General features: G+C 65.2%; 16 protein-coding genes. 11 read left to right on the top strand and 5 right to left on the bottom strand.

Annotated features, from left to right (window positions below):
* The 3 genes from J4G43_RS50775 to J4G43_RS50765 form a co-directional block, all read right to left on the bottom strand.
* Window positions 1-1,746, bottom strand: coding sequence for an ATP-binding response regulator (locus J4G43_RS50775; RefSeq protein ID WP_208083563.1), 1,746 nt, complete (start codon window positions 1,744-1,746; stop codon window positions 1-3).
* Entirely contained in the window at window positions 1,716-3,713 is a 1,998-nt protein-coding gene (locus J4G43_RS50770; protein WP_225005880.1) for a sensor histidine kinase, read from the bottom strand. Before J4G43_RS50770 ends, J4G43_RS50775 begins: the two co-directional genes overlap by 31 nt.
* A gap of 83 nt (window positions 3,714-3,796) precedes the next feature.
* A complete protein-coding gene (locus J4G43_RS50765) occupies window positions 3,797-4,792 on the bottom strand; it encodes a TRAP transporter substrate-binding protein (protein WP_208083561.1) in 996 nt (331 codons plus the stop codon).
* A 143-nt stretch (window positions 4,793-4,935) separates the two neighbouring features.
* On the opposite strand from J4G43_RS50765, the gene ugpB reads away from it, so the two are divergent.
* From ugpB to J4G43_RS50715, 10 genes are all read left to right on the top strand, one after another.
* Window positions 4,936-6,318 carry a sn-glycerol-3-phosphate ABC transporter substrate-binding protein UgpB gene (ugpB, locus tag J4G43_RS50760; RefSeq protein ID WP_208083560.1) on the top strand — a complete coding sequence of 461 codons (1,383 nt, stop codon included), beginning with the start codon at window positions 4,936-4,938 and terminating at the stop codon, window positions 6,316-6,318.
* A 187-nt stretch (window positions 6,319-6,505) separates the two neighbouring features.
* Window positions 6,506-7,453 carry an aminoglycoside phosphotransferase family protein gene (locus J4G43_RS50755; RefSeq protein WP_208083559.1) on the top strand — a complete coding sequence of 316 codons (948 nt, stop codon included), beginning with the start codon at window positions 6,506-6,508 and terminating at the stop codon, window positions 7,451-7,453.
* A 222-nt stretch (window positions 7,454-7,675) separates the two neighbouring features.
* Window positions 7,676-9,298 (top strand): ABC transporter substrate-binding protein, encoded by a 1,623-nt coding sequence (locus tag J4G43_RS50750; protein WP_208083558.1) that lies wholly within the window; start codon window positions 7,676-7,678, stop codon window positions 9,296-9,298.
* Between the two features lie 317 nt (window positions 9,299-9,615).
* Window positions 9,616-10,629: an ABC transporter permease gene (locus J4G43_RS50745; protein ID WP_208083557.1), complete on the top strand. Its 1,014-nt coding sequence runs from the start codon at window positions 9,616-9,618 to the stop codon at window positions 10,627-10,629.
* Window positions 10,630-10,632: 3 nt separating this feature from the next.
* Complete coding sequence (locus J4G43_RS50740) at window positions 10,633-11,532, top strand: ABC transporter permease (protein WP_063979948.1); 900 nt, start codon at window positions 10,633-10,635, stop codon at window positions 11,530-11,532.
* Window positions 11,533-11,844: 312 nt separating this feature from the next.
* Window positions 11,845-13,638, top strand: coding sequence for a dipeptide ABC transporter ATP-binding protein (locus J4G43_RS50735; RefSeq protein WP_208083556.1), 1,794 nt, complete (start codon window positions 11,845-11,847; stop codon window positions 13,636-13,638).
* A 30-nt stretch (window positions 13,639-13,668) separates the two neighbouring features.
* The gene (locus J4G43_RS50730) at window positions 13,669-13,848 is read left to right on the top strand and encodes a DUF4089 domain-containing protein (protein ID WP_028148078.1); all 180 of its coding nucleotides are present in this window, start codon (window positions 13,669-13,671) and stop codon (window positions 13,846-13,848) included.
* A gap of 7 nt (window positions 13,849-13,855) precedes the next feature.
* A complete protein-coding gene (locus tag J4G43_RS50725) occupies window positions 13,856-15,250 on the top strand; it encodes an AtzE family amidohydrolase (protein ID WP_208083555.1) in 1,395 nt (464 codons plus the stop codon).
* A 12-nt stretch (window positions 15,251-15,262) separates the two neighbouring features.
* Window positions 15,263-15,655, top strand: a complete 393-nt coding sequence (hpxZ, locus tag J4G43_RS50720; protein ID WP_208083554.1) for an oxalurate catabolism protein HpxZ — start codon at window positions 15,263-15,265, stop codon at window positions 15,653-15,655.
* A 4-nt stretch (window positions 15,656-15,659) separates the two neighbouring features.
* Window positions 15,660-16,382, top strand: a complete 723-nt coding sequence (locus J4G43_RS50715) for a GntR family transcriptional regulator (RefSeq protein ID WP_014491242.1) — start codon at window positions 15,660-15,662, stop codon at window positions 16,380-16,382.
* A 111-nt stretch (window positions 16,383-16,493) separates the two neighbouring features.
* Here the strand turns inward: J4G43_RS50715 and atzF are convergent, their stop codons facing one another.
* Window positions 16,494-18,299: an allophanate hydrolase gene (atzF, locus tag J4G43_RS50710; protein ID WP_208083553.1), complete on the bottom strand. Its 1,806-nt coding sequence runs from the start codon at window positions 18,297-18,299 to the stop codon at window positions 16,494-16,496.
* A 192-nt stretch (window positions 18,300-18,491) separates the two neighbouring features.
* Window positions 18,492-18,998: a MarR family winged helix-turn-helix transcriptional regulator gene (locus J4G43_RS50705; RefSeq protein WP_208083552.1), complete on the bottom strand. Its 507-nt coding sequence runs from the start codon at window positions 18,996-18,998 to the stop codon at window positions 18,492-18,494.
* A 148-nt stretch (window positions 18,999-19,146) separates the two neighbouring features.
* On the opposite strand from J4G43_RS50705, the gene J4G43_RS50700 reads away from it, so the two are divergent.
* Window positions 19,147-20,997 (top strand): feruloyl-CoA synthase, encoded by a 1,851-nt coding sequence (locus J4G43_RS50700; protein ID WP_208083551.1) that lies wholly within the window; start codon window positions 19,147-19,149, stop codon window positions 20,995-20,997.
* Window positions 20,998-21,204: the final 207 nt, after the last annotated feature.

Genomic DNA, 21,204 nt, shown 5'->3' with positions numbered 1-21,204 from the left:
TCACGGCAACTCGGTCGCGGGCAGGGTGATGGTGAAGGTCGATCCCTTGCCGGGACCGTCGCTCTCGGCCGTCACCTCGCCGCCATGCATGTCGATAATACGCTTGACGATGGAAAGCCCAAGCCCCGTCGAGCTCTCGCCCGCGGTCGGTTTGGCCGACAGCCGCTGGAACCGGCCGAACAGGCGGCCGAGGTCCTCCGGCGACAGGCCGGCGCCCTCGTCGCTGACGCGGACGACGGTATCGCTGGCCTCATGGGTGACGGCGACGATGATCCTGCCGCCGATCGGGCTGTATTTGATGGCGTTGCTGATCAGATTGTCGATCGCTTCGCGGATGCGGTCGGTGTCGCACATGGTGACGATGTTGGGTGGCGCCGTGACGCTGATCGCCTGCTGCTTGTTGACCGCGAGCGGGTGGTTGGCGTCGGCGACCTCTTTCACCAGCGCCGCGACGTCGACCGGCTCGCGGCGGATAGTGATGTCGAAGGCATCGGCCATCGCGTCGGAGATCAGATGATCGACCATCGTGGTCAGGCGCTTCGTCGCATCGCGGATGTGATCGACCTGGGCGACCACGCCGTCGGACGAGGCGCCGGTCGAGATCAGCTCCTTCAGCATCTCGGTGCGGCCGAGGATGACGCCGAGCGGGTTCTTGAGGTCATGCGCGACGGTGCCCAAAATCTCGTTCTTGAAGCCGTTGGCGCGCTGCAGCCGCAGCCATTGCGCCGAGAGGCGGCGGTTGGCCTGCATCAGCGCGCGGGTACGCTGGGCGACGCGGTCCTCGAGCTGCGTGTTGGCGTCCTGGAGCTGCTGGTAGAGGATGACGTTGTCGAAGGCGATCGAGAGCCGGCTGGAGAAGATCTCGACCAGCGAGCGGTCGGTCTCGGACAGCTCGCGCTCGGCCTGCAGCAGCACCACCACCTCGCGGCCGGAGCCGGTCCGCAGATAGATCACGCTGCGGTGGTCGGCGAATTCGTTCTTGCGGCCCTGGAACGCGGCTTCCACCATCGTCCGCAGATCGGGGTCGAGCGCCTTCGACGAGGTCGTGCCGATGAAGCGGCTGTAGCAGCCGCTGCCGGCGAGCACGGAGAGCTCGGGGTCCACGCCGCCATTGTCGCGCAGCACCAGTATGCCGGCGCAATCGACATTGAGCAGCGAGGCGAGCTGGGTCAGCACGCCCTCGGCGAGCCGCTGCATCGACTTGAAGTCGTACAGCGTCGAGGCCGCGTCGATGATGATCTCGAGCCCGCGCCGCGTCTGCACCATGCGCTCGAGCTGCTGATAGGAGCGCAGCGCCGCGGTCAGCGAGGTGAACAGCTTGTCGGCGGTGAGCTCGGTCTTGGCCTTGTAGTCGTTGATGTCGTACTGGACGATCACGCGCCGCTCCGGCGCCTGGCCGGGCTGTCCCGTGCGCAGGATGATACGTACGGTCTCGTTCTTGAGCTCGTTGCGGATGAACTCGACCAGCTCGAGGCCGGCGACATCCGTCTCCATGATGACGTCGAGCAGCACGGCGGCGATGTCGCCATGCGCGGCCATCAGCTTGCGACCTTCCGCCGCGGAATGGGCGGAGAGGATCTCCAGCCCCTGGCCGTTGAGGCTGTAGTCGGACAGCGCGAAGCGGGTGCCGTCATGCACGGCCGGATCGTCGTCGATGACGGCGATCTTCCACTTCCGTGCGTTCTGGTCCTCCGGTGCGGTACCGGTATCGTCGATCAGGTGGAGGACATCGTCCTGTTCGGCCATTGAGAAGTCCCGTCAGTCTCTGTGCTTTGCGCGCCGCCCTTGGCGACCCGGGGCATGATAATGCGAAAAGTAGTGCCTTGTCCCAGCTTGGATTCCAGCATCATGCGCCCGCCGAGCTGCTGGGTGACAAGGTTATAGACGATATGCAAGCCGAGTCCCGTACCACCTTCATTGCGCCGGGTGGTAAAGAATGGGTCAAAGGCCTGGCGCTGCACGTCAGGGGTCATGCCGGCCCCGTCATCGGCGAAGATGATCTCGATGTCGTCGGTCCCGCGCGGCCGCGCCGAGATCGTGATCGTGCCGGCGCGGCCGTCGGCAAAGGCGTGGTTGGCGGCGTTGAGGAAGAGGTTGGTCAGGATCTGGCCGTAGGAGCCTGGATAGCCGTCGAGCAGGAGCCCCTCGGGCACGTCGGCCTGGAGCGTGATCGGCGAGCGCTTCAGCACCGGACGCAGGCTGGCGATGATCTGGTCGGTGGCTTCGCTGAGTGAGAACTGCCGCCGCTCGGCATGCGAGCGGTCGACCGCGACCTGCTTGAACGACTGGATCAGCTCGCCGGCGCGGGTGAGGTTGGCGACGAGCTGCTGCGAGGCGTCGCGCGAGGACTGCACGAACTCCTCCAGCTGCGAGCGGCGCAGGCCGCCGTCGCCCTTGAGCTGGGCCTCGAAGATCTCGGTGCGCCGCGCAAAACTCGAAGCAACGGTCAGGCTGATGCCGATCGGGTTGTTGACCTCGTGCGCGACGCCGGCGACGAGGCCGCCGAGCGCCGCCAGCCGTTCGGCGTCGATCAAATTCTGCTGCGCGGTGTTGAGCTCGAGCAGCGCGCTCTCGGCCTTCTCCTTCGACGCGCGCAGCTCGTCCTCGGTCTCGCGTTTCGCGATCGCGTTCTCGCGGAATACCTCGACCGCGCGCGCCATGGCGCCGACCTCGTCGCGAGCCTTGGTGCCCTGCACCTCGCGGTCGAGGTCGCCGAGCGTGATCGCGCGCATCGCGGTCATGATCTGCTGCAGCGGCAGGCGGATCGACAGCGCGATCAGCACGCCGGCGGTGAGGATGATACCGAGGAAGATCGCGATCGACAGCACCCGCCGCGAGATATCGGCCAGGGTACGATCAAACGTCTCCTGCGCCTTCTGCTCGCGCTGGCGCATCTTGGTGGAGAGGTCGTCGATGGCGCCGATCGCCTCGGCCTGGCTGGCGTCGATGGTGTTACGCAGCAATTCGGTGCGGCTCGTCAGCTGCTCGGAGAGTTTGGCGAAACCCTCGCGCAGCGCCATGGTGCGGGTCCCGAGCCGCTGTAGGGCCATGCGCTGCAGGTCGTTGTCGGCGAGATCGATCATGACCGGAATGGTCTTCTCGATCGTCTCGGTGTTGCGGCGCGCATCATCAGCGGCGCCCGGCGAGAGCGAGAGATAATAGGAATTCGCCGCGACCAGCATCGCGGTGAAGGCCTCGCGCGACTTGCCGAGCGAGGGCCAGATCAGCGCGTCGCGATGACCGGTGGCGCCTTCGATGATGGAATAGAGTCCGGCCATGTCCCTGGCCGGGCCCTGCACCTGTTCCTCATAGGTCTTGGCGATGGTCGCCTGCACGCTGCGCAGCTCGCCGAAGCCGTTGAGGAAGCGGTCGGTGGTGCGCTCCAGCTCCTCGACCGAGCCTGACAGCATCGGGTCCTTGGCGGCACGGTCGGTCAGCGTGCCCAGGACCGCCTCGCGCAGCAGCAGGATCTCGGCGAACAGGTCCGGGCTCGGCTGGTTGATGTAGCGGTGGATCAGATTGTGCAGGCGCCCGGTCTCGCTTTCGAGCAGCGCCAGGATGCGGTCGGATTCTCGCACCTGGCGGACGTCGCCCCAGGCCGAGCCCAGCACCTGCGTGCCGTTCCAGATCAGCCCCACCAGCACCACGACCACGGCCGAGTTCAGCGCCGCGATCGACAGGATGCGCCAGCGGATCGGCACCGCGCGGAGCATCCCGACCAGGCGTGCGCGCAGCCGCCCGAGCGGGCCGGGCGGCCTGTCTGCGTGCTCGCTGTGTCCAAGTGCAGCCAAGCGGCTCACTCCACCTTGCGAATGCGTTCGATCAGCGCGGCCGCGGCGGGATCGCGCCCCGCCTTGGCATAGATCGCAGCCATCGCGTCCTCGAACGGCTTGCGGTCGATATCCCTGGCGACCGTGATGCCGGCGGCTTCAGCCTTGTGCTGCGACTGCTCCTCGAGGTCGTGCCACTTCTCGCGCATGAACCGGCTGGAGCGAGCCGCGGCCTCGCGGAATATCTGCTGGTCGTCCGCCGACAGGCTTTTCCAGGCCTTCAGCGAGATCACCAGCACTTCCGGGCTCATCGTGTGCTCGGTGAGCGCGGGGTGGCCGGCATGTTTGTAATGGTCTGTCGTCACGAAAGATGGCCAGTTGTTTTCGGCGCCGTCGATCAGATGGTTGGCAAGCCCGGTGAGCACCTGCCCATAGGGCATCTCGACCGGCTCGGCGCCGAGCGAGCGAATCATCTCGCTCATCAACTCCGACTGCTGCACCCGGATCCGCAATCCCCTGAGGTCGGCGACAGTCCGTATCGGACGGACGCCGTTGTAGATCGACCGCGCGCCGGAATCGTAGAAGGCGAGCCCGACGAAGCCGTAGGGCTCGAAACTGCCGAGGATCTCGCTGCCGATCGGCCCGTCCAGCACCTTCTGCATGTGCTCGATGGACCGGAACAGGAACGGCATGGCGAGCACGTTCATCGCCGGGACGAAGTTGCCGATCAGCGCCACATTGGTCCGGTTGAGGTCGATCGCGCCGACCCTGGTCTGCTCGATGGTCTCCTTCTCTTCGCCGAGCTGACGGGAGTGGAACACCTTGATCTCGTGCCGGCCGCCGGTGCGCTCGGCAATCAGCGCGCCCATGTAGCGCAGCGCCTGGACGGTCGGGTAATCCTCGGCCTGGGTGTCGGCGGCGCGGAATTCGCGCGCAGCAGCGCTCGTCGCGCAGACCGCGAGCAGAAGCGCGACGAAGATCACCCCGGTCCGCGTGAGTTCGGCACGGTTCAGCACTGGCACACTCAACCCCTCAGTGGTGGAGTCTATGGCGAAGCAAAAAGGTTCAATGCAATCTAGCAGATGGTTGAGGGAAGGCCATCCCGCCGCACCCGGCGGAGCGATTGTACGGCGCGGCCGCCGTTCATTCCCGGTTGAAACAGGAAATGCCGCGCCTTAAGCAGGTACGGTCGCCTTTGCCGCGCGACACGGGAAGAGCCATCGTGATTTCAGCATCGAGTCTTTTGCGGATCCTCGCCGCTTTCATCGTCCTCGCAATGCCTCTTCAGGCGCGCGCCGCAACCGACATCGCGCTGTGGCACGCCATGTCCGGCGAGCTTGGCCGGCAGCTCGAGAAGCTCGCCGCCGACTTCAACGCCTCGCAGTCCGATTACCGCATCGTGCCTGCTTACAAGGGCAACTACACCGAGACGGTGACGGCGGCGATCTTCGCCTTCCGCTCGCGCAGCCAACCGGCGATCGTCCAGGTCAACGAGGTCGCGACCGCCACCATGACCGCGGCCAAGGGCGCGATCTATCCCGTGTTCACCATGATGCGGGACATGAACGAGCCGTTCTCGCTGGGCGATTACCTTCCCGCAGTCTCCGGCTATTACACCGATGCGGCCGGCAATCTGTTGTCCTTCCCGTTCAATTCCTCGACGCCGATCCTCTATTACAACAAGACCATGTTCCGCGACGCGGGCCTCGATCCGGAGACGCCGCCGAAGACATGGCCCGAGCTTGGGCTTGCCGCAAAACGCCTGCGCGAGCGCGGCGCTGTGTGCGGCTTCACCACCTCCTGGCCGTCCTGGATCCACATCGAGAATTTCTCCGCCTTCCACAATCTGCCGCTCGCGACGCGGACCAATGGCTTTGCGGGGCTGGATGCCGAGCTGACCATCAACAACCCGGTCGTCGTGCAACACATCGCCCAGCTCGCCGAGTGGCAGAAGGACAAGGTGTTCGATTACGGCGGCCGCGGGCAGTCGGCCGAGCCGCGCTTCCAGAAGGGCGAATGCGGCATCTTCATCGGCTCCTCGGCGACGCGGGCCGACATCAAGGCGAATTCGAAGTTCGATATCGGCTACGGCATGATGCCGTACTGGCCCGATGTGAAGAACGCGCCGCAGAATTCGATCATCGGCGGCGCCACGCTGTGGGTGCTGCGCGACCGCCCGCGCGCGGAATACAAGGGCGTGGCGCGGTTCTTCGCCTATCTGTCGCAGCCCGGCGTGCAGGCCGCCTGGCACCAGAACACCGGCTATCTGCCGATCACCCGCGCCGCCTTCGAGCTGACGCGCGCGCAGGGTTTTTACGAGCGCAATCCGGGCTCCGCGATCTCGTTCGAGGAGATCACGCTGCATCAGCCGACGGACAACTCGAAGGGCATCCGGCTCGGCTCCTTCGTGCTGATCCGCGGCGCCATCGAGGACGAGCTGGAGCAGGCCTTCGCCGGCCAGAAGGGCGCGCAGGCTGCGCTCGATGCCGCGGTCGAGCGCGGCAACAAGCTGCTGCGCCAGTTCGAGCGCGCCAGCCCGGACCGGTAACGGCGGGCGGAAGCTCGGCATTAGAGTGCGAGACCTTCCCACAGCGTCATGGCCGGGCATAGTCGTCCGAAGGACGGCGTCGCTTAGCTCGCCTATGTCCCGGCCATCCACGCCTTGGCCGCAGCACGAAGAACGTGGATGCCCGGGACAAGCCGGGGCATGACGAACTCAAATGCATAAGGTTGCGATGTCGATGAAACTACCTCACTTCACCGACGCGGACAGCTTTCTCGCCTTTCGCTCTGATCCACGGCAATGGCTGGGAATTGCGATCGACATCGCGCGCAGCCATGGTCTCGATACCAGTTCGCCGCACGTGTTTGCGACCGGCACCAATCTCGTCGTCGGCCTCAGTGAGAAGCTGATCCTGAAAATCTTCCCGCCGCTGTTGCGCGCGCAATTCGTCTCCGAACGCGGGTCGCTGGCGCAGCTTGCCGGCCGCCTTCATCTGCCGATCCCGGAGATCGTCGCGGAGGGTGAGCGCGATGGCTGGCCCTATCTCGCCATCACGCGCCTTGCCGGCACGCTCGGCTCGGAGGTGTGGCCGCAATTGGCCGAAGCGCAGAAGGAGCGCCTGCTGCGGCAGATCGGCGAGACCATCGCCGCCGTGCAGCGCGCGCCGCTTGGATCGCTGGTGGAGATCGAGCCGCGCTGGGATGCGTTCATGCGCGCCCAGATGCAAGGCTGCAGGGCGCGGCACATGCGCCTCGGCCTTGCACCGAAATTCCTCGAAGGCCTCGACGATCTCCTGCGTGACGCTGCAAAACTGATCCCGATGGATGCGCCGCCGGTGATCCTTGTCGGCGAATATATCCCTCAGAACTTCCTGCTCGCCTGTCATGACGATCAATGGTCGCTCGCGGGCCTGTTCGACTTCGGCGACGTGCTGACAGGATGGCGCGACTACGATCTGCTCGGCCCCGGCGCCTTCATGGCGGCGGGCCGGCCGGGGAGGGTGCGCAGCCTGCTCGAGGGCTTTGGCTATGCGAAGCTGGATTTCGCACTGAAGCGCCGGCTGATGGCGCTGATGCTGCTGCACCGCGCCAGCGACCTCAACAGCCACGTCTGTATCGATGGTTGGCAGGACAGGGCGAACGATCTCGTCGAACTCCAGGATCTGATCTGGTCGGGCTGAACCGCCCAGGCCATCTGCGACCTCCTGCTCAGCTTATTTTTGGAGCAGAATCGCATCTTTGTATGCAATTGACCGGCTTGCCCAAAAGGCGATCAGCCGCCGAAATCCAAAAAATATCGATTGGAATCAACGTTTTATCTGGAAATTAAGATCCCATTAAGCGCTGGCACGAACCTTGCGAATCCCTGTTCCAACCAGAAACTTTTGCGTTGGAGCATTTTCATGAAGCGCCGCGATTTCCTCAAGTCCGTGTCCGGATTGGCCGCAGGCGCGGCGCTTCCGGCGATGCCACAGGTCATCTCCACCGCCTATGCCGATGCGCGCTCGGAGACGCTGCTGATCGTCTCGGAAGGCGGCCCGAACAATCTCGACATCCACGGGGTCGGCACCAACGTGCCCGGCTATGAAGTGTCGTGGAATTGCTACGACCGCCTCATCAGCCACGAGATGAAAGTCGGCCCCGGCGGCGTGCCCTATTACGACCGCGACAAGTTCAAGGGCGAACTAGCCGAGGACATGAAGATCGACGACATGTCGGTCACCTTCAAGCTGCGCAAGAACGCCAAATTCCACGACGGCACGCCTGTCACCGCCAAGGACGTGAAGTGGTCGCTTGACCGCGCCGTCAGCGTCGGCGGCTTCCCGACCTTCCAGATGAGCGCGGGCTCGCTGACCAAGCCGGAGCAGTTCGTCGTGATCGACGACACCACCGTGCGCGTGGACTTCCTGAAGAAGGACAAGCTCACGATCCCCGATCTCGCGGTCATCGTGCCCTGCATCGTCAACTCCGAGCTGGTGAAGAAGAACGCCAGCGAGAAGGACCCCTGGGGTCTCGAATTCACCAAGCAGCAGACCGCGGGCTCCGGCGCCTACAAGGTGACGAAGTGGACCGCCGGCACCGAAGTCATCATGGAGCGCAACGAGGATTGGGTCTGCGGTCCCCTGCCGAAGATCAAGCGCGTGATCTGGCGCATGGTGCCGCAGGCCGGCAACCGCCGCGCGCTGCTGGAGCGCGGCGACGCCGACATCTCCTACGAGCTGCCCAACAAGGACTTTCAGGAGATGAAGGCGAACGGCAAGCTCAACGTCGTGTCGCTGCCGTTCTCCAACGGCATCCAGTATATCGGCATGAACGTCACCAAGCCGCCCTTCGACAATCCCAAGGTGCGTCAGGCGGTCGCCTATGCGCTGCCCTATCAGAAGATCATGGACGCGGTGATGTTTGGCCTCGCCAACCCGATGTTCGGCGCGCCGAAGGACAAGCCGACCGAAGTCGCCTGGCCGCAGCCGCACAAATACAACACCGACATCGAGAAGGCGAAAGCGCTGATGGCGGAGGCGGGCCTCGCCAACGGCTTCGAGACCACGATCTCGTTCGACCTGAATTTTGCCGGCGTCAACGAGCCGCTCTGCGTGCTGGTGCAGGAGTCACTCGCGCAGATCGGCATCAAGACCACCATCAACAAGGTGCCCGGCGCCAACTGGCGCACCGAGCTGAACAAGAAGGAGATGCCGCTCTTCACCAACGTGTTCTCGGGCTGGCTCGATTACCCCGAATACTTCTTCTACTGGTGCTATCACGGCAACAATTCCGTCTTCAACACCATGAGCTACAAGTCGGCGGAGATGGACAAGCTGATCGACGGCGCCCGCACGGCGGCGGCGACCGGCGACACTGCGACCTACGATGCCGACGTGAAGGGCTTCGTCGATCTCGCTTTCACCGACATCCCGCGCATCCCGCTGTACCAGCCCTTCGTCAACGTCGCGATGCAGAAGAACATCAGCGGCTACCAATACTGGTTCCACCGGAGGCTGGATTACCGCGCGCTGGCGAAGGGGTGAGCGGTCATGAGCGCGCGCGACACGGCCGCGTCTCTCTGGGTGTCTTGGTCGAGTGAGGTGAGCGCAACTCTCTCATTCCCTCTCCCCTTGTGGGAGAGGGTGGCTCGCCGCGTAGCGGCGAGACGGGTGAGGGGTAGCCACGAACTCCGATCTCGCTCGGGGCTACCCCTCACCCCAACCCTCTCCCATCGCAAGTCGGGCTTGCCCGACTTGCGCAAATTAGCGATGCGCAACCGGGGTAGACCCCGGCTGCTTGGGAGAGGGGGCGCAGCGGTGTGCGCGGCGAGCAGCGTGCGCAATACGTGCAGGAGCACCCCATGCTGACCATGATCGGCAAGCGCCTGATGTTCGCGATTCCCTCGCTGATCGGGGTCGTCATCGTCACCTTCCTGCTGACGCGTGCGTTGCCGGGCGACCCGGCGGCGTACTTCGCCGGTCCCGCAGCGACCAAGGAAGCCGTTGAGCAGATCCGCAAGAAGCTTGGCCTCGACAAGCCGCTGATCGAGCAGTTCTTCCGCTACACCAACGACCTCGCCCATGGCGATTTCGGCAACTCGCTCACCACGGGACAGCCGGTCGCGGCCGAAATCCGCAATCGCCTGCCGGCTTCCGCCGAGCTGACGCTGCTCGGCCTCATCGTTTCGGTCGTGATCGCCATTCCGCTCGGCGTGCTGGCGGCGACGCGACCGGGATCATGGGGCGACCATCTCTGCCGTGTCACGACGACGGCGGGCGTGTCGTTACCCGTGTTCTTCACCGGCCTCGTGCTGGTCTACGTCTTCTATTTCCGGCTCGGCTGGTCGCCGGCGCCGCTCGGCCGTCTCGACGTATTCTACAGCGCGCCGCCCACGGTGACCGGCTTCTATCTGATCGACACCCTGATCGCGCGCGACTTCGAGGCGTTCCGCTCCGCGCTGAGCCAGCTCATCCTGCCGGCGACGACGCTGGCGATCTTCTCGTTGGCGCCGATCGCGCGCATGACGCGCGCCTCGATGCTGGCGGTGTTGTCGTCGGAGTTCGTGCGGACGGCCCGCGCCAGCGGACTGTCGCCGTCGACCGTCATCATCACCTACGCGTTCCGCAATGCGATGCTGCCCGTGATCACCACGCTCAGTATGGTGTTCTCGTTCCTGCTAGGGGCCAACGTGCTGGTGGAAAAAGTGTTCGCCTGGCCCGGCATCGGCTCCTACGCGGTGGAAGCGCTGATCTCGTCCGACTTCGCGCCGGTGCAAGGTTTTGTGCTGACCATGGCGGTCATGTACGTGCTGCTCAATCTCGTGATCGATATTCTGTACGGCGTGATCGATCCGCGTGTCAGGTTGGAGGGCTAAATCATGAGCTCCGTTGCGCCTGCTGTTGAACCCGTCGGTCCCGCGCGGACATCAGGGCTGGTCGCGATCCTCGAACAGACCCGCTATGTCCTCGGCGAGAACAAGGTCACGGGCTTCGCCTTCGCGCTGCTCATCGTGATCCTTATTGCCGCGATCTTCGGTCCCTATGTGGTGCCGTATGATCCGCTCGCTTCCGATACCGCGGCGGCGCTGAAGCCGCCGTCGATGGCGCACTGGTTCGGCACCGACCAGCTCGGCCGCGACATTTTTAGCCGCGTCGTCGTGGCGACACGGCTCGATACGTTCATCGCGGTCGCATCCGTCGTGCTGGTGTTCCTGATGGGCGGGCTTGCCGGTATCGCGGCCGGCTATTTCGGCGGCTGGACCGACCGCATCGTTGGCCGCATCGCCGATACCATCATGGCGTTTCCGTTGTTCGTGCTGGCGATGGGCATTGTCGCAGCCCTCGGCAACACCGTGCAGAACATCATCCTGGCCACGGCCATCGTGAACTTCCCGCTCTACGCCCGCGTCGCGCGCGCCGAAGCCAATGTCCGCCGCAACGCCGGCTTCGTGCAGGCCGCGCGGCTCTCCGGCAACGGCGAATTCCGCATCCTGCTCGTGCATATTCTCCCGAACATCATGCCGATCATGATTGTGCAGATGTCGCTGACCATGGGGTACGCCATCCTCAACGCCGCGGGCCTCTCCTTCATCGGCCTCGGCGTCCGCCCGCCGACCGCCGAATGGGGCATCATGGTCGCCGAGGGCGCGGGCTTCATGGTGTCGGGCGAGTGGTGGATCGCGCTATTCCCCGGCCTCGCGCTGATGATCGCCGTGTTCTGCTTCAACCTCCTCGGCGACGGCCTCCGCGACATCGTCGACCCGCAGCGGAGGACGTGATGATGGTTTCCAAGTTCGCAGCGAGCCAGGCGAGGCTCACATGTGAGGCGGGCACTGCTCTCTCATTCCCTCCCCCCTTGCGGGGTCCGAGGCGAGCAAAGCTCGCTCTCGAGGGCAGGGAGAGGGGTAGCCACGAACTCCGACCTCTCCCGGGGCTACCCCTCTCCTCAACCCTCCCCCGCAAGAGGGGAGGGAGCGAGAGGCCTATGCGCGCCCCTCACGCTCAAATTTCCCGCCGAAATTCCCCAATGATTCCAACCCCATTCTACTGTGCATGGGGTTGTTTTCGCCATTTTTGATCGGGAGGCCCTCATGACCGCCCAGCCCCTGCTCGACGTCCAGGACCTCACGGTCGAATTCACCACCCGCCGCGGCATCGTCAAAGCGGTGCAGCACGTCAACATTTCCGTCGCCAAGGGCGAGACGCTCGCCATCGTCGGCGAGTCCGGCTCGGGCAAGTCGGTGACGTCCTACGCCGTGATGCGCATCCTCGACCGGGCGGGGCGGATCGCTGAGGGCTCGGTCATGTTTTCCGGCATCGACGTGAAGGCCGCGACCGAAGACGAGATGCGCGATCTGCGCGGCCGCGAAGTCTCGATGATCTTCCAGAACCCGCGCGCGGCACTGAACCCGATCCGGAAAGTCGGCGATCAGATCGAGGACGTGCTGCGCACCCATGTGCAGCAGGCGCAGGTTGGCGATCACGGCGAGAAGGCGATCGAGGCGCTGGAGCAGGTTAAGATCGCCCGCCCGCGCGAGCGCTACCACGCTTATCCGTTCGAGCTGTCAGGCGGCATGTGCCAGCGCGTCGTCATCGCGCTCGCGCTCGCCTGCAATCCGCAGCTCCTGATCGCGGACGAGCCGACCACCGGCCTCGACGTTACCACCCAGAAGGCGGTGATGGACCTGATCGTCGAGCTGACCAAGCGCAAGGCGATGTCCACCATCCTGATCACGCATGATCTGGGTTTGGCCGCAGCCTATTGCGACCGCGTCGTGGTGATGGAAAAGGGCCGCGTCGTCGAGACCGCGAAAGCCGCCGATATCTTCGCCAACCCGCAGCACCCCTACACCAAGAAGCTGATGCGCGCGACGCCGCGGCTCGGCGTGTCGCTGCGAGACTTGCTGCCTGAAGAGGAGGCCGCTGCCTTCGCCTCTCCCCGCACGCGGGGAGAGGCCGACGCACGAAGTGCGGCGGGTGAGGGGGGCTCTCCCAGCACCGTGCTCGCGGAGAGCCCCCCTCTCCCCGCAAGCGGGGAGAGGGAGAAGACGCCCCTCCTCCTCATCGAAAAGCTCGTCAAGGAATACCCCCGCCAGGGCGCCACGGCCACGCTCGGAAAACTGTTCGGCCGCAAGCCGCCGGTGGAGCCGGACGTCTTCCGCGCCGTCGACGGCATCAGCCTCTCCATCGGCCATGGCGAGAGCGTCGGCCTCGTCGGCGAGTCCGGCTGCGGCAAATCGACGACGTCGATGATGGTGATGCGGCTGCTGGATCAGACCTCGGGCCTGATCCAGTTCGACGGCGAGGATATCGGCGCTATCCAGCCGGCGTCCTTCGCCCGGCTGCCGCAGCGCAGCCGCATCCAGATGGTGTTCCAGGACCCGACCGACAGCCTCAACCCGCGTTTCACCGCCGCCCGCGCCATCGCCGACCCCATTATGCAGCTCGGCGACATCAGGGGCCGCGACGCGCTGCGAACGCGCTGCGAGGAACTCGCGACCATGGTCGGGCTGCCGCACAATCTGCTGGATCGGTTTCCGCACCAGCTCTCCGGCGGCCAGAAGGCCCGCGTCGGCATCGCGCGCGCCATCGCGCTGCATCCAAAACTCGTCATCTTGGACGAGCCGACCGCGGCGCTGGACGTCTCGGTCCAGGCCGTGGTCCTGAACCTGCTCCAGGACCTCAAGGCGCGGCTAGGCATGAGTTATCTGTTCGTCTCGCATGATTTGAACGTAGTGCGCTTGTTGTGCGATCGTGTCATTGTCATGCGGACAGGTCGAATCGTCGAAGAGGGCTCTTCCGAAAAAGTCCTCAGCGATCCGCAGGACGACTACACCAAGGAGCTGCTGACGGCGATCCCGCATCCGCCGTTGCAGGTCCACTAAGAGTGCACTGAGAGATTGTTTGGGAGCGTGATGGCCGAGCCGCTGGACGACTATATCGACGCCGTATCGAAAGCGCTGGCGCTGCCGGTCGAGGAGGCCTGGAGGCCGGCGGTGCGCGCCAATCTCGAAGTCTCGCTGCGGCTTGGCCGACTGGTCGACGAATTCGCGCTGCCGGACGAGACCGAGCCCGCGCCGATCTTCACGGTCTGACCCCGCCATGACTACCAAGCCAGAAATGACGGCTGCGGACATCGCGAAGGCTGTGGCCGGCGGCAAGATGTCGGCACTCGATGCCACTGAAGCCGCGCTTGCGCGCATCAAGCAGCACGACACCGTCCTCAATTCCTTCACCGACGTCACCGCCGATCGCGCCCGTGCGAAGGCGCGTGCGATCGACGCCGACATCGCGGCGGGCAAGGAGGTCGGCCCGCTCGCCGGCGTGCCGTTCGCGGTGAAGAACCTGTTCGACGTTGCCGGCCTTCCGACGCGGGCCGGCTCGAAGATCAACCGCGACCTCGCGCCGGCCAAGCGCGACGCCACGCTGATCGAGCGCATGGAAGCTGCCGGTGCCGTGCTCGTCGGCGCGCTCAACATGGGCGAATACGCCTACGACTTCACCGGCGCGAACGTCCATGACGGTCCCTCGCGCAATCCGCATGACACGACCCGGATGACCGGCGGCTCGTCCGGTGGCTCGGGGAGCGCCGTCGGCGGCGCGCTGGTGCCGATCGCACTCGGCTCGGACACCAATGGTTCGATCCGCGTGCCGTCCTCCTTCTGCGGCATCTTTGGTCTGAAGCCGACCTATGGCCGGCTGTCGCGGGCGCGCTCGTTCCCGTTCGTCGCGAGCCTCGATCATCTCGGCCCGTTCGCGCGCTCGGCGACCGATCTCGCGCTCGCCTATGACGCGATGCAGGGACCGGATGCGGACGATGCCGCCTGCACCACACGTGGCTTGGAGCCGACGCTGCCGCTGCTCGCCAATCCGGTGTCGGACCTGCGCATTGCGATTGCCGGCGGACACTTTCAGAACAACGTGTTTCCCGAGGCCGTCGAAGCCGTCAGCCGCGTCGCCAAGGCGCTCGGCGCGACGAAGATCGTTGACGTGCCCGAAGCCTCGCGCGCCCGCGCGGCCGCCTATGTCATCACCACCACCGAAGGAGCCTCGCTGCATCTCGATCGCCTGCGCAAGCGCCCGAACGATTTCGATCCCGCCGTGCGCGATCGGCTGATCGCCGGCGCGATGGTGCCGGCGCCGCTGGTCGACCGCGCGCAAAAATTCCGCCGCTGGTATCGCGCGCAGCTCGCCGAGATCTTCAAATCCGTCGACGTGCTGATTGCACCGGCCACGCCCTGCACCGCGCCGAAGCTCGGCCAGGTGAATTTCACGCTCGACGGCGTCGAGTTGCCGGTTCGCGCCAATATCGGCATCCACACCCAGCCGATCTCGTTTATCGGGTTGCCGGTCGTCGCCGTGCCGGTGCCGCTCGAGCCGCTGCCGATCGGCGTGCAGATCATCGCCGCGCCCTGGCGCGAGGATATCGCGCTGCGCGTCGCGCACGCATTGGAGAAGATGGGCGTGGTCTCCGCGCCGTCGCCAAGGGGACTTTGAGAGGGATTTAAAATGGAGATCGATCTCCCCGAGGTGATCGCGGAAGTCAAAGCCGCGTTCGAGCACTATGAGCAGGCGCTGATCACGAACGACGTCGCCGTGCTCGGCGAGCTCTTCCGCAACGATCCCCGCACGCTGCGCTATGGCATCGGTGAGAACCTCTACGGCTATGAGGCGATCTCCGGCTTCCGCGCCGGACGTTCGCCAGTGGGCCTCAACCGCCGCACCGCGAAAACCGTGATCACCAGCTACGGCCGCGATACGGCCGTGGCCTCCACCCTGTTCTATCGCGATACGGCTCCCGGCAAGGTCGGCCGGCAGATGCAGACCTGGATTCGCTTCCCGGAGGGCTGGCGCGTCGTCGCCGCCCATGTCAGCATCATCGACGAGTCGAAAGAGACCTGACCGTATGACGCTTGACGATCTTCCGCCCGGAACACTGCCGGCCGAGCCTGTGGTGCCGCGCGTCGACCGGGCGCAGCCCAGCGTGCACAAGATCACGCGCGCCGAGGAACTGCGGCTTCAACTCGCCGACGAGATCGTGCGTGGAACCCTGGCGCCCGGCGCGCCGCTTGATGAAACCGACATCGCGCGGCGCTTCAGCGTCTCGCGCACACCGGTCCGCGAGGCGTTGCGCCAGCTGGTGGCGAGCGGCCTCGTCGAATCGCGCGCCCATCGCGGCGCGGTGGTGGCGCAGCCCTCGGTCGAGCGTCTCAAGAGCATGTTCGAGGCAATGGCGGAGCTCGAGGCGCTGTGCGCGGGCCTTGCCGCCGAGCGCATGTCCGCTGCCGAACGCCATGGTCTCGAAGCCATCCACGAAGAGCTGCGCGTGCTCAGCTACGCCGGCAATCCCGATCGCTTCCACGAGGTCAACGAGCGCTTCCACAATGCGATCTATGCGGGATCGCAGAACGGCTACATCGCCGAGATCACGCTGGCGACGCGCGTCCGCGTGCAACCGTTCCGCCGCGCCCAGTTCCGCAACCTCGGCCGATTGGCAAAGTCGCAAGCCGAGCACGACCGCGTCGTCGTCGCGATCATGCGCGGCGACAAGCAGGGCGCCGCCGCCGCCATGCGCGCGCATATCGAGCTGGTGCGCGGGGAGTATGAGATTTACGCGGTGTCGGTTTAGGGCGGCAAACGCGGTACCGTAGGGTGGGCAAAGGCGCAAGGCGCCGTGCCCACCATCTATCCTAACTAATGCTGTTGGTGGGCACGCTACGCTTTGCCCACCCTACGGCAGCTACGCCTTCGCAGCTTCCGCCATAAACTTCCGCCAGCCGCCATACGCCGTGATGTCTCGTGCCTCGCCCAGCACCTCGGGCTCGACAAGAAACCCCTTCACGCTGCGGCCATCCGCAAGCCTGATCGTGCCGATTGCCATCGGCGCTGGAATCGCATTCACAAACTTGCCGAACGCGGATGATGACAGCGACCAGATCTCCAGCTCGATCGACGCGCCCGTGCCGGCCTCGACGCGCAGCATGCCCGGCTTCGGTGGCGTGGTCTGGAGCGCATAGAGCTTGTAGTCCGGCGCTGTCCTGGTCGCCTCGACCAGCCTTCCGTTGAGCGCCTTCAATTCGCCGTTCAGCGCCATGCCGGACAGGTGAGCGCCGACCACTGCGATCGGAATCTCGTCGCTACTGCTTGCGGCAAGCGGCGCCAGCGGTACCTGCGCAACGCCCTTCGCGCCGACGGTCAGCTTCGTATCCGCATGGAATGCACGGCCGATGCTCGCAAGCAGCGCATCGCGCCCCGCAGGCGCGAGCAGCGTGATGCCGAACGGAATGCCGTCGGTGCGCATCGACGCCGGTACCGCGAGGCCACAGAGATCAAGCAGGTTGACGAAATTGGTGTAGGTGCCGAGCCGGCTGTTGAGCTCGATCGGATTGGCCAGCACCTGCGCCGTCGTATACGCGGTCGGCGCAGTCGGCAGCACCAGCGCGTCGATGTTCGCAAACGTCCGCTCGGCGATCTTGCGCAGGCCCTGCAAACGGTAGAGCGCAGAGAAGGTTTCCGCAGCGGTCAGCCGCGCGCCGGCGACGGTGATCTCGCGCGTCACCGGATGAATCGAATCAGGTGCGGACGCCAGCAGATCCTTGATCACGAGATAACGCTCGGCGACCCAGGGACCCTCATAGAGCAGCCGCGCCGTCTCGTAGAACGGCTCGAGGTCGAACTCGACCAGCTTAGCGCCGAGCGCAGTCCAGCGCTTCAGCGCATCGCCGTAAGCGGCTTCCGCCTTCCTGTCGCCGAAGAAGATCAGCTGCCCGTTGCGGGGCACGCCGAGGCGCAAATTCGCGGGGAACGGCGTGATCGTGCCCAGCGGCCGGTCGCGCGAGAACGGATCGGCCTGGTCTGGACCCGCCATCACGGCGAGTGCCAACGCGGCGTCGTCGACGGTCAGAGCGAATACCGAGATGCAGTCGAGCGTGCGGCAGGCCGGCACCAGGCCCGCATTCGAGATCATGCCGAGGCTCGGCTTCAGCCCGACGATGTTGTTGAGCATCGCCGGCACCCGGCCGCTACCGGCGGTGTCCGTGCCCAGCGACAGTGGCACGAGTCCGGCACCGACGGCGACCGCCGATCCCGAGCTCGAGCCTCCGGGAATGAGATCCTCCCGGATCGAATTCTTGGGAATGCCATAAGGCGAGCGCACGCCGACGAGGCCGGTTGCGAACTGGTCGAGATTGGTCTTGCCGATGATGATCGCGCCGGCCGGGCGCAGACGTTCCACCGCGGTCGAATCGTGCGTCGGCGTATACGAGAAGGCCGGGCAGGCCGCGGTGGTCGGAAATCCCAGCGCGTCGATATTGTCCTTCACCGCGACCGGCACGCCGTAGAGCGGCAGGCTAGTGGCATCCCTTGCGGCAAGCTTCTCGGCTTCCGCGATCGCGTCCTTCTCGTCGCGCAGGCTGATGAAGATTGCGGGATCGTTGTGATCGCGGATGCGCTGATAGGTTCGCGCGACGGTCTGCGCAGGCGTTATCGTGCCCGCGCGATGCGCGGCCACAATCGCGGCGATCGTTTCAGGCTGCTCAGCCCCCATGGTGACAAAACTCCGGCAACAGGTCTTACCCGGATTGAAGCAAGCGATGTGCCATTGTGTACACAATCCGGGCAGGCGCTATGCCTCGGATGTTATCGAAGGATCAGTGGCTTGTAAGATATTTCGAGGATTGTTGGGCCGTCGTGCCAGCGCCCCGATACGGGCATTTGCGCAAATATTGGGCAGCGTCAATCAGGTGAAGCCGGCGAGGATCTGGAGCAGCTGCTCCCGGTGCTCCTTGCCGATCTTCTCCACGACATGCCGCTCGTGCTCGGCGGCGAGGCGCTTGAACTTTGCCCGCGCCGTCTCCCCCGGTGCGGTGAGGTGCAGCGCGTGGGAGCGGCGGTCCGCCTTCGACTTGACCCGCTTCACCAGCTTGCGCTGTTCGAGGCTGTCGAGCAGATGCACCAGCCGGGCGCGCTCGATGCCGAGACGCTTCGCCACCGCCATCTGGGAGAGGCCCGGATTGGCGCCGATGACCGTCAGCACGGAATACTGCGTCGGCTTAATGTCGACCTCGCCGAGCGTCTTGATGAAGTCCTGAAAGATCCAGATCTGGAAGCGACGCACCGCATAACCCGCGTGCCCGACCAGTGCGTCGAGGCCGATCTCGTCCGCGTCGTTCGGCCGCGCGGCGCCGTTGCCGGCACGTTTGCGTGGGGAGGGGCGGGGCTCAGTTCGGGCTGCGCTGGCTGTCACGTGATCTCTCCTGCCGTGCAACCTTAGCGCCCCGAAGGCCTGTGCGGAAGATTGTTGTTGACGACAACAATTGTCGTGCCCAACAATATGGCCAAAGCGGCCCGGAACGAGGCTGTAGCCGATCCCTGATACGGGCGAGGAGGAAACCATGACAACCGCCGCACGCGGTGACGCTTCGAGCCTGTTCGCAACGCCCAAGACCGTCGCCGAGCATCGCGCCGACGGCAGCATCGTGCTGAGCTCGCCAGACCCCTTGCGCGACGGCGCGCGCTGCATCGGCGACTGGCTGGAGCATTTTGCGCGGCAGACGCCTGACACGCTCTTCCTCGCCGAGCGCGACAGCGCCGACACGCCCTGGGCCACCATAACCTATGCGGGCGCCCTGCGGCGGGTACGCGCAGCAGCGAGCTGGATTTTGGCGCAACAGCTCAGCGCCGAGCGTCCCGTCGTCATCCTCTCCGACAACAGCATCGACCATGCGCTGCTCGCGCTGGCCGCCCAGCATGTCGGCGTTCCCTTGGCCGCGATCTCGCCGGCCTATTCGCTGATGTCGAAAGATTTCGACAAGCTCAAGAGCATGATTTCGCTGCTTCAGCCGGGCGCGATTTATGTCTCCGCGACCAAGCCATTCGCTGCTGCACTCGCCGCGATCAAGCCGCTGCACGAGGCGCAGATCATCAGTGGCAATGCCGGCGATGCCGATGCGCTGGCCTTCCGTGACATTGCGGCGACGCCCGAAACGGGCAACGTCGCAAAAGCCTTCGCCGCGGTGACACCGGACACGATCGCAAAATTCCTGTTTACCTCGGGCTCGACCGGCACGCCGAAAGCCGTCATCAATACCCAGCGCATGCTGACCTCGAGCCAGCAGGCCAAGGCGCAAACTTGGACGTTCCTGGAGCAGGCTGCCAGCGATCTCGTCATTCTCGATTGGCTGCCCTGGAGCCATACCTTCGGCGCCAACCACAATTTCAATCTCGTGCTGCGCAACGGCGGGTCGCTCTATATCGACGGCGGCAAGCCCGCGCCCGGTCTTTTCGCAACGTCACTCGCCAATCTGAAAAGCGTGATGCCGACGGTCTATTTCAACGTGCCGCGCGGCTTCGACATGCTGATCGCAGCGCTGCGCGGCGACGAGGAGCTGCGCCGCCGCTTCTTCGGCGAGGTGAAATTCGCCTTCTATGCCGGCGCCGCGCTGCCGCAGTCCCTCTGGGACGCGCTCGAACAGCTTTCGGTGGAGACTGTTGGTCGTTCGCTGCCGATGGTGTCGGCCTGGGGCTCGACCGAGACGTCGCCGCTGGCGACCGACTGTCATTTCCTCGCGGCGCGCTCGGGCAATATCGGCGTGCCCATTCCCGGCGCCGAGCTGAAGCTCGTCGCGTCAGGGGACAAGCTGGAGGTGCGCGTGCGCGGCCCCAATGTCACGCCGGGTTACTGGAAGGCGCCGGAGCTGACGAAGCAGGCTTTCGACGACGAGGGCTTCTATCTCATTGGCGATGCCGTGAAGCTTGCCGATGCGGAACGGCCTGAGCGCGGGTTGTTCTTCGATGGTCGTGTTGCGGAAGACTTCAAGCTCAACTCCGGCACCTGGGTCAGCGTTGGCACGCTGCGCGTCGCCGGCATCGCCGCGCTGGCGCCGCTCGCGCAGGACATCGTCGTCACCGGCCATGGGGGCGACGAGGTGCGCTTCCTGGTGTTCCCGAACATGGCTGCTTGCCGTGCCCATGCCGGCTTACCCGAGACGGCGGGCGTGAACGATGTGCTCGCGCATGGCAAGGTCAGGACCGCGATCGCGCTGGGCCTGGCGAAGCTGAAGCAGCAGGGCACCAACTCCTCCGGCCACGCGACGCGCGCGTTGCTGCTCGCCGAGCCGCCGTCGGTTGACGGCGGCGAGATCACCGACAAGGGTTACATCAACCAGCGCGCCGTGCTGACGCGGCGGACCGATGCAGTGGCGCGGGTGCATGATGATGCGTCGGGTGAGTGGATCGGTTTGTAGCCACGGGCAGATCAAGTCGGAGTGAGGCCACGCTCTGTCCACATCGTCATTGCGAGCGGAGCGAAGCAATCCAGAATCTTTCCCCGGTGGGGCTCTGGATTGCTTCGCTGCGCTCGCAATGACGGGGATGGGTCGAGCAGCTCGCAAAATACGCCAGCCATTCTGCCGCAATATCCTGCATGATTCTTTTGTTGCTTAAGCAACTAA

Source organism: Bradyrhizobium barranii subsp. barranii (assembly GCF_017565645.3).
Classification (GTDB): Bacteria; Pseudomonadota; Alphaproteobacteria; order Rhizobiales; family Xanthobacteraceae; genus Bradyrhizobium; species Bradyrhizobium barranii.
The sequence above is the reverse complement of the archived record's forward strand: the minus strand, read 5'-3'. Positions and strand labels throughout refer to the sequence as shown.

Bases quoted from the DNA above. Each gene is read 5' to 3' on its own strand.
- J4G43_RS50700 (WP_208083551.1), top strand. From the start codon at position 19,147: ATGACAACCGCCGCACGCGGTGACGCTTCGAGCCTGTTCGCAACGCCC.
- J4G43_RS50770 (WP_225005880.1), bottom strand. From the start codon at position 3,713: ATGCTCCGCGCGGTGCCGATCCGCTGGCGCATCCTGTCGATCGCGGCG.
- hpxZ (WP_208083554.1), top strand. From the start codon at position 15,263: ATGGAGATCGATCTCCCCGAGGTGATCGCGGAAGTCAAAGCCGCGTTC.
- J4G43_RS50755 (WP_208083559.1), top strand. From the start codon at position 6,506: ATGTCGATGAAACTACCTCACTTCACCGACGCGGACAGCTTTCTCGCC.
- J4G43_RS50735 (WP_208083556.1), top strand. From the start codon at position 11,845: ATGACCGCCCAGCCCCTGCTCGACGTCCAGGACCTCACGGTCGAATTC.
- atzF (WP_208083553.1), bottom strand. From the start codon at position 18,299: ATGGGGGCTGAGCAGCCTGAAACGATCGCCGCGATTGTGGCCGCGCAT.
- J4G43_RS50725 (WP_208083555.1), top strand. From the start codon at position 13,856: ATGACTACCAAGCCAGAAATGACGGCTGCGGACATCGCGAAGGCTGTG.
- J4G43_RS50715 (WP_014491242.1), top strand. From the start codon at position 15,660: ATGACGCTTGACGATCTTCCGCCCGGAACACTGCCGGCCGAGCCTGTG.
- ugpB (WP_208083560.1), top strand. From the start codon at position 4,936: ATGCCGCGCCTTAAGCAGGTACGGTCGCCTTTGCCGCGCGACACGGGA.
- J4G43_RS50750 (WP_208083558.1), top strand. From the start codon at position 7,676: ATGAAGCGCCGCGATTTCCTCAAGTCCGTGTCCGGATTGGCCGCAGGC.
- J4G43_RS50745 (WP_208083557.1), top strand. From the start codon at position 9,616: ATGCTGACCATGATCGGCAAGCGCCTGATGTTCGCGATTCCCTCGCTG.
- J4G43_RS50740 (WP_063979948.1), top strand. From the start codon at position 10,633: ATGAGCTCCGTTGCGCCTGCTGTTGAACCCGTCGGTCCCGCGCGGACA.
- J4G43_RS50730 (WP_028148078.1), top strand. From the start codon at position 13,669: ATGGCCGAGCCGCTGGACGACTATATCGACGCCGTATCGAAAGCGCTG.
- J4G43_RS50775 (WP_208083563.1), bottom strand. From the start codon at position 1,746: ATGGCCGAACAGGACGATGTCCTCCACCTGATCGACGATACCGGTACC.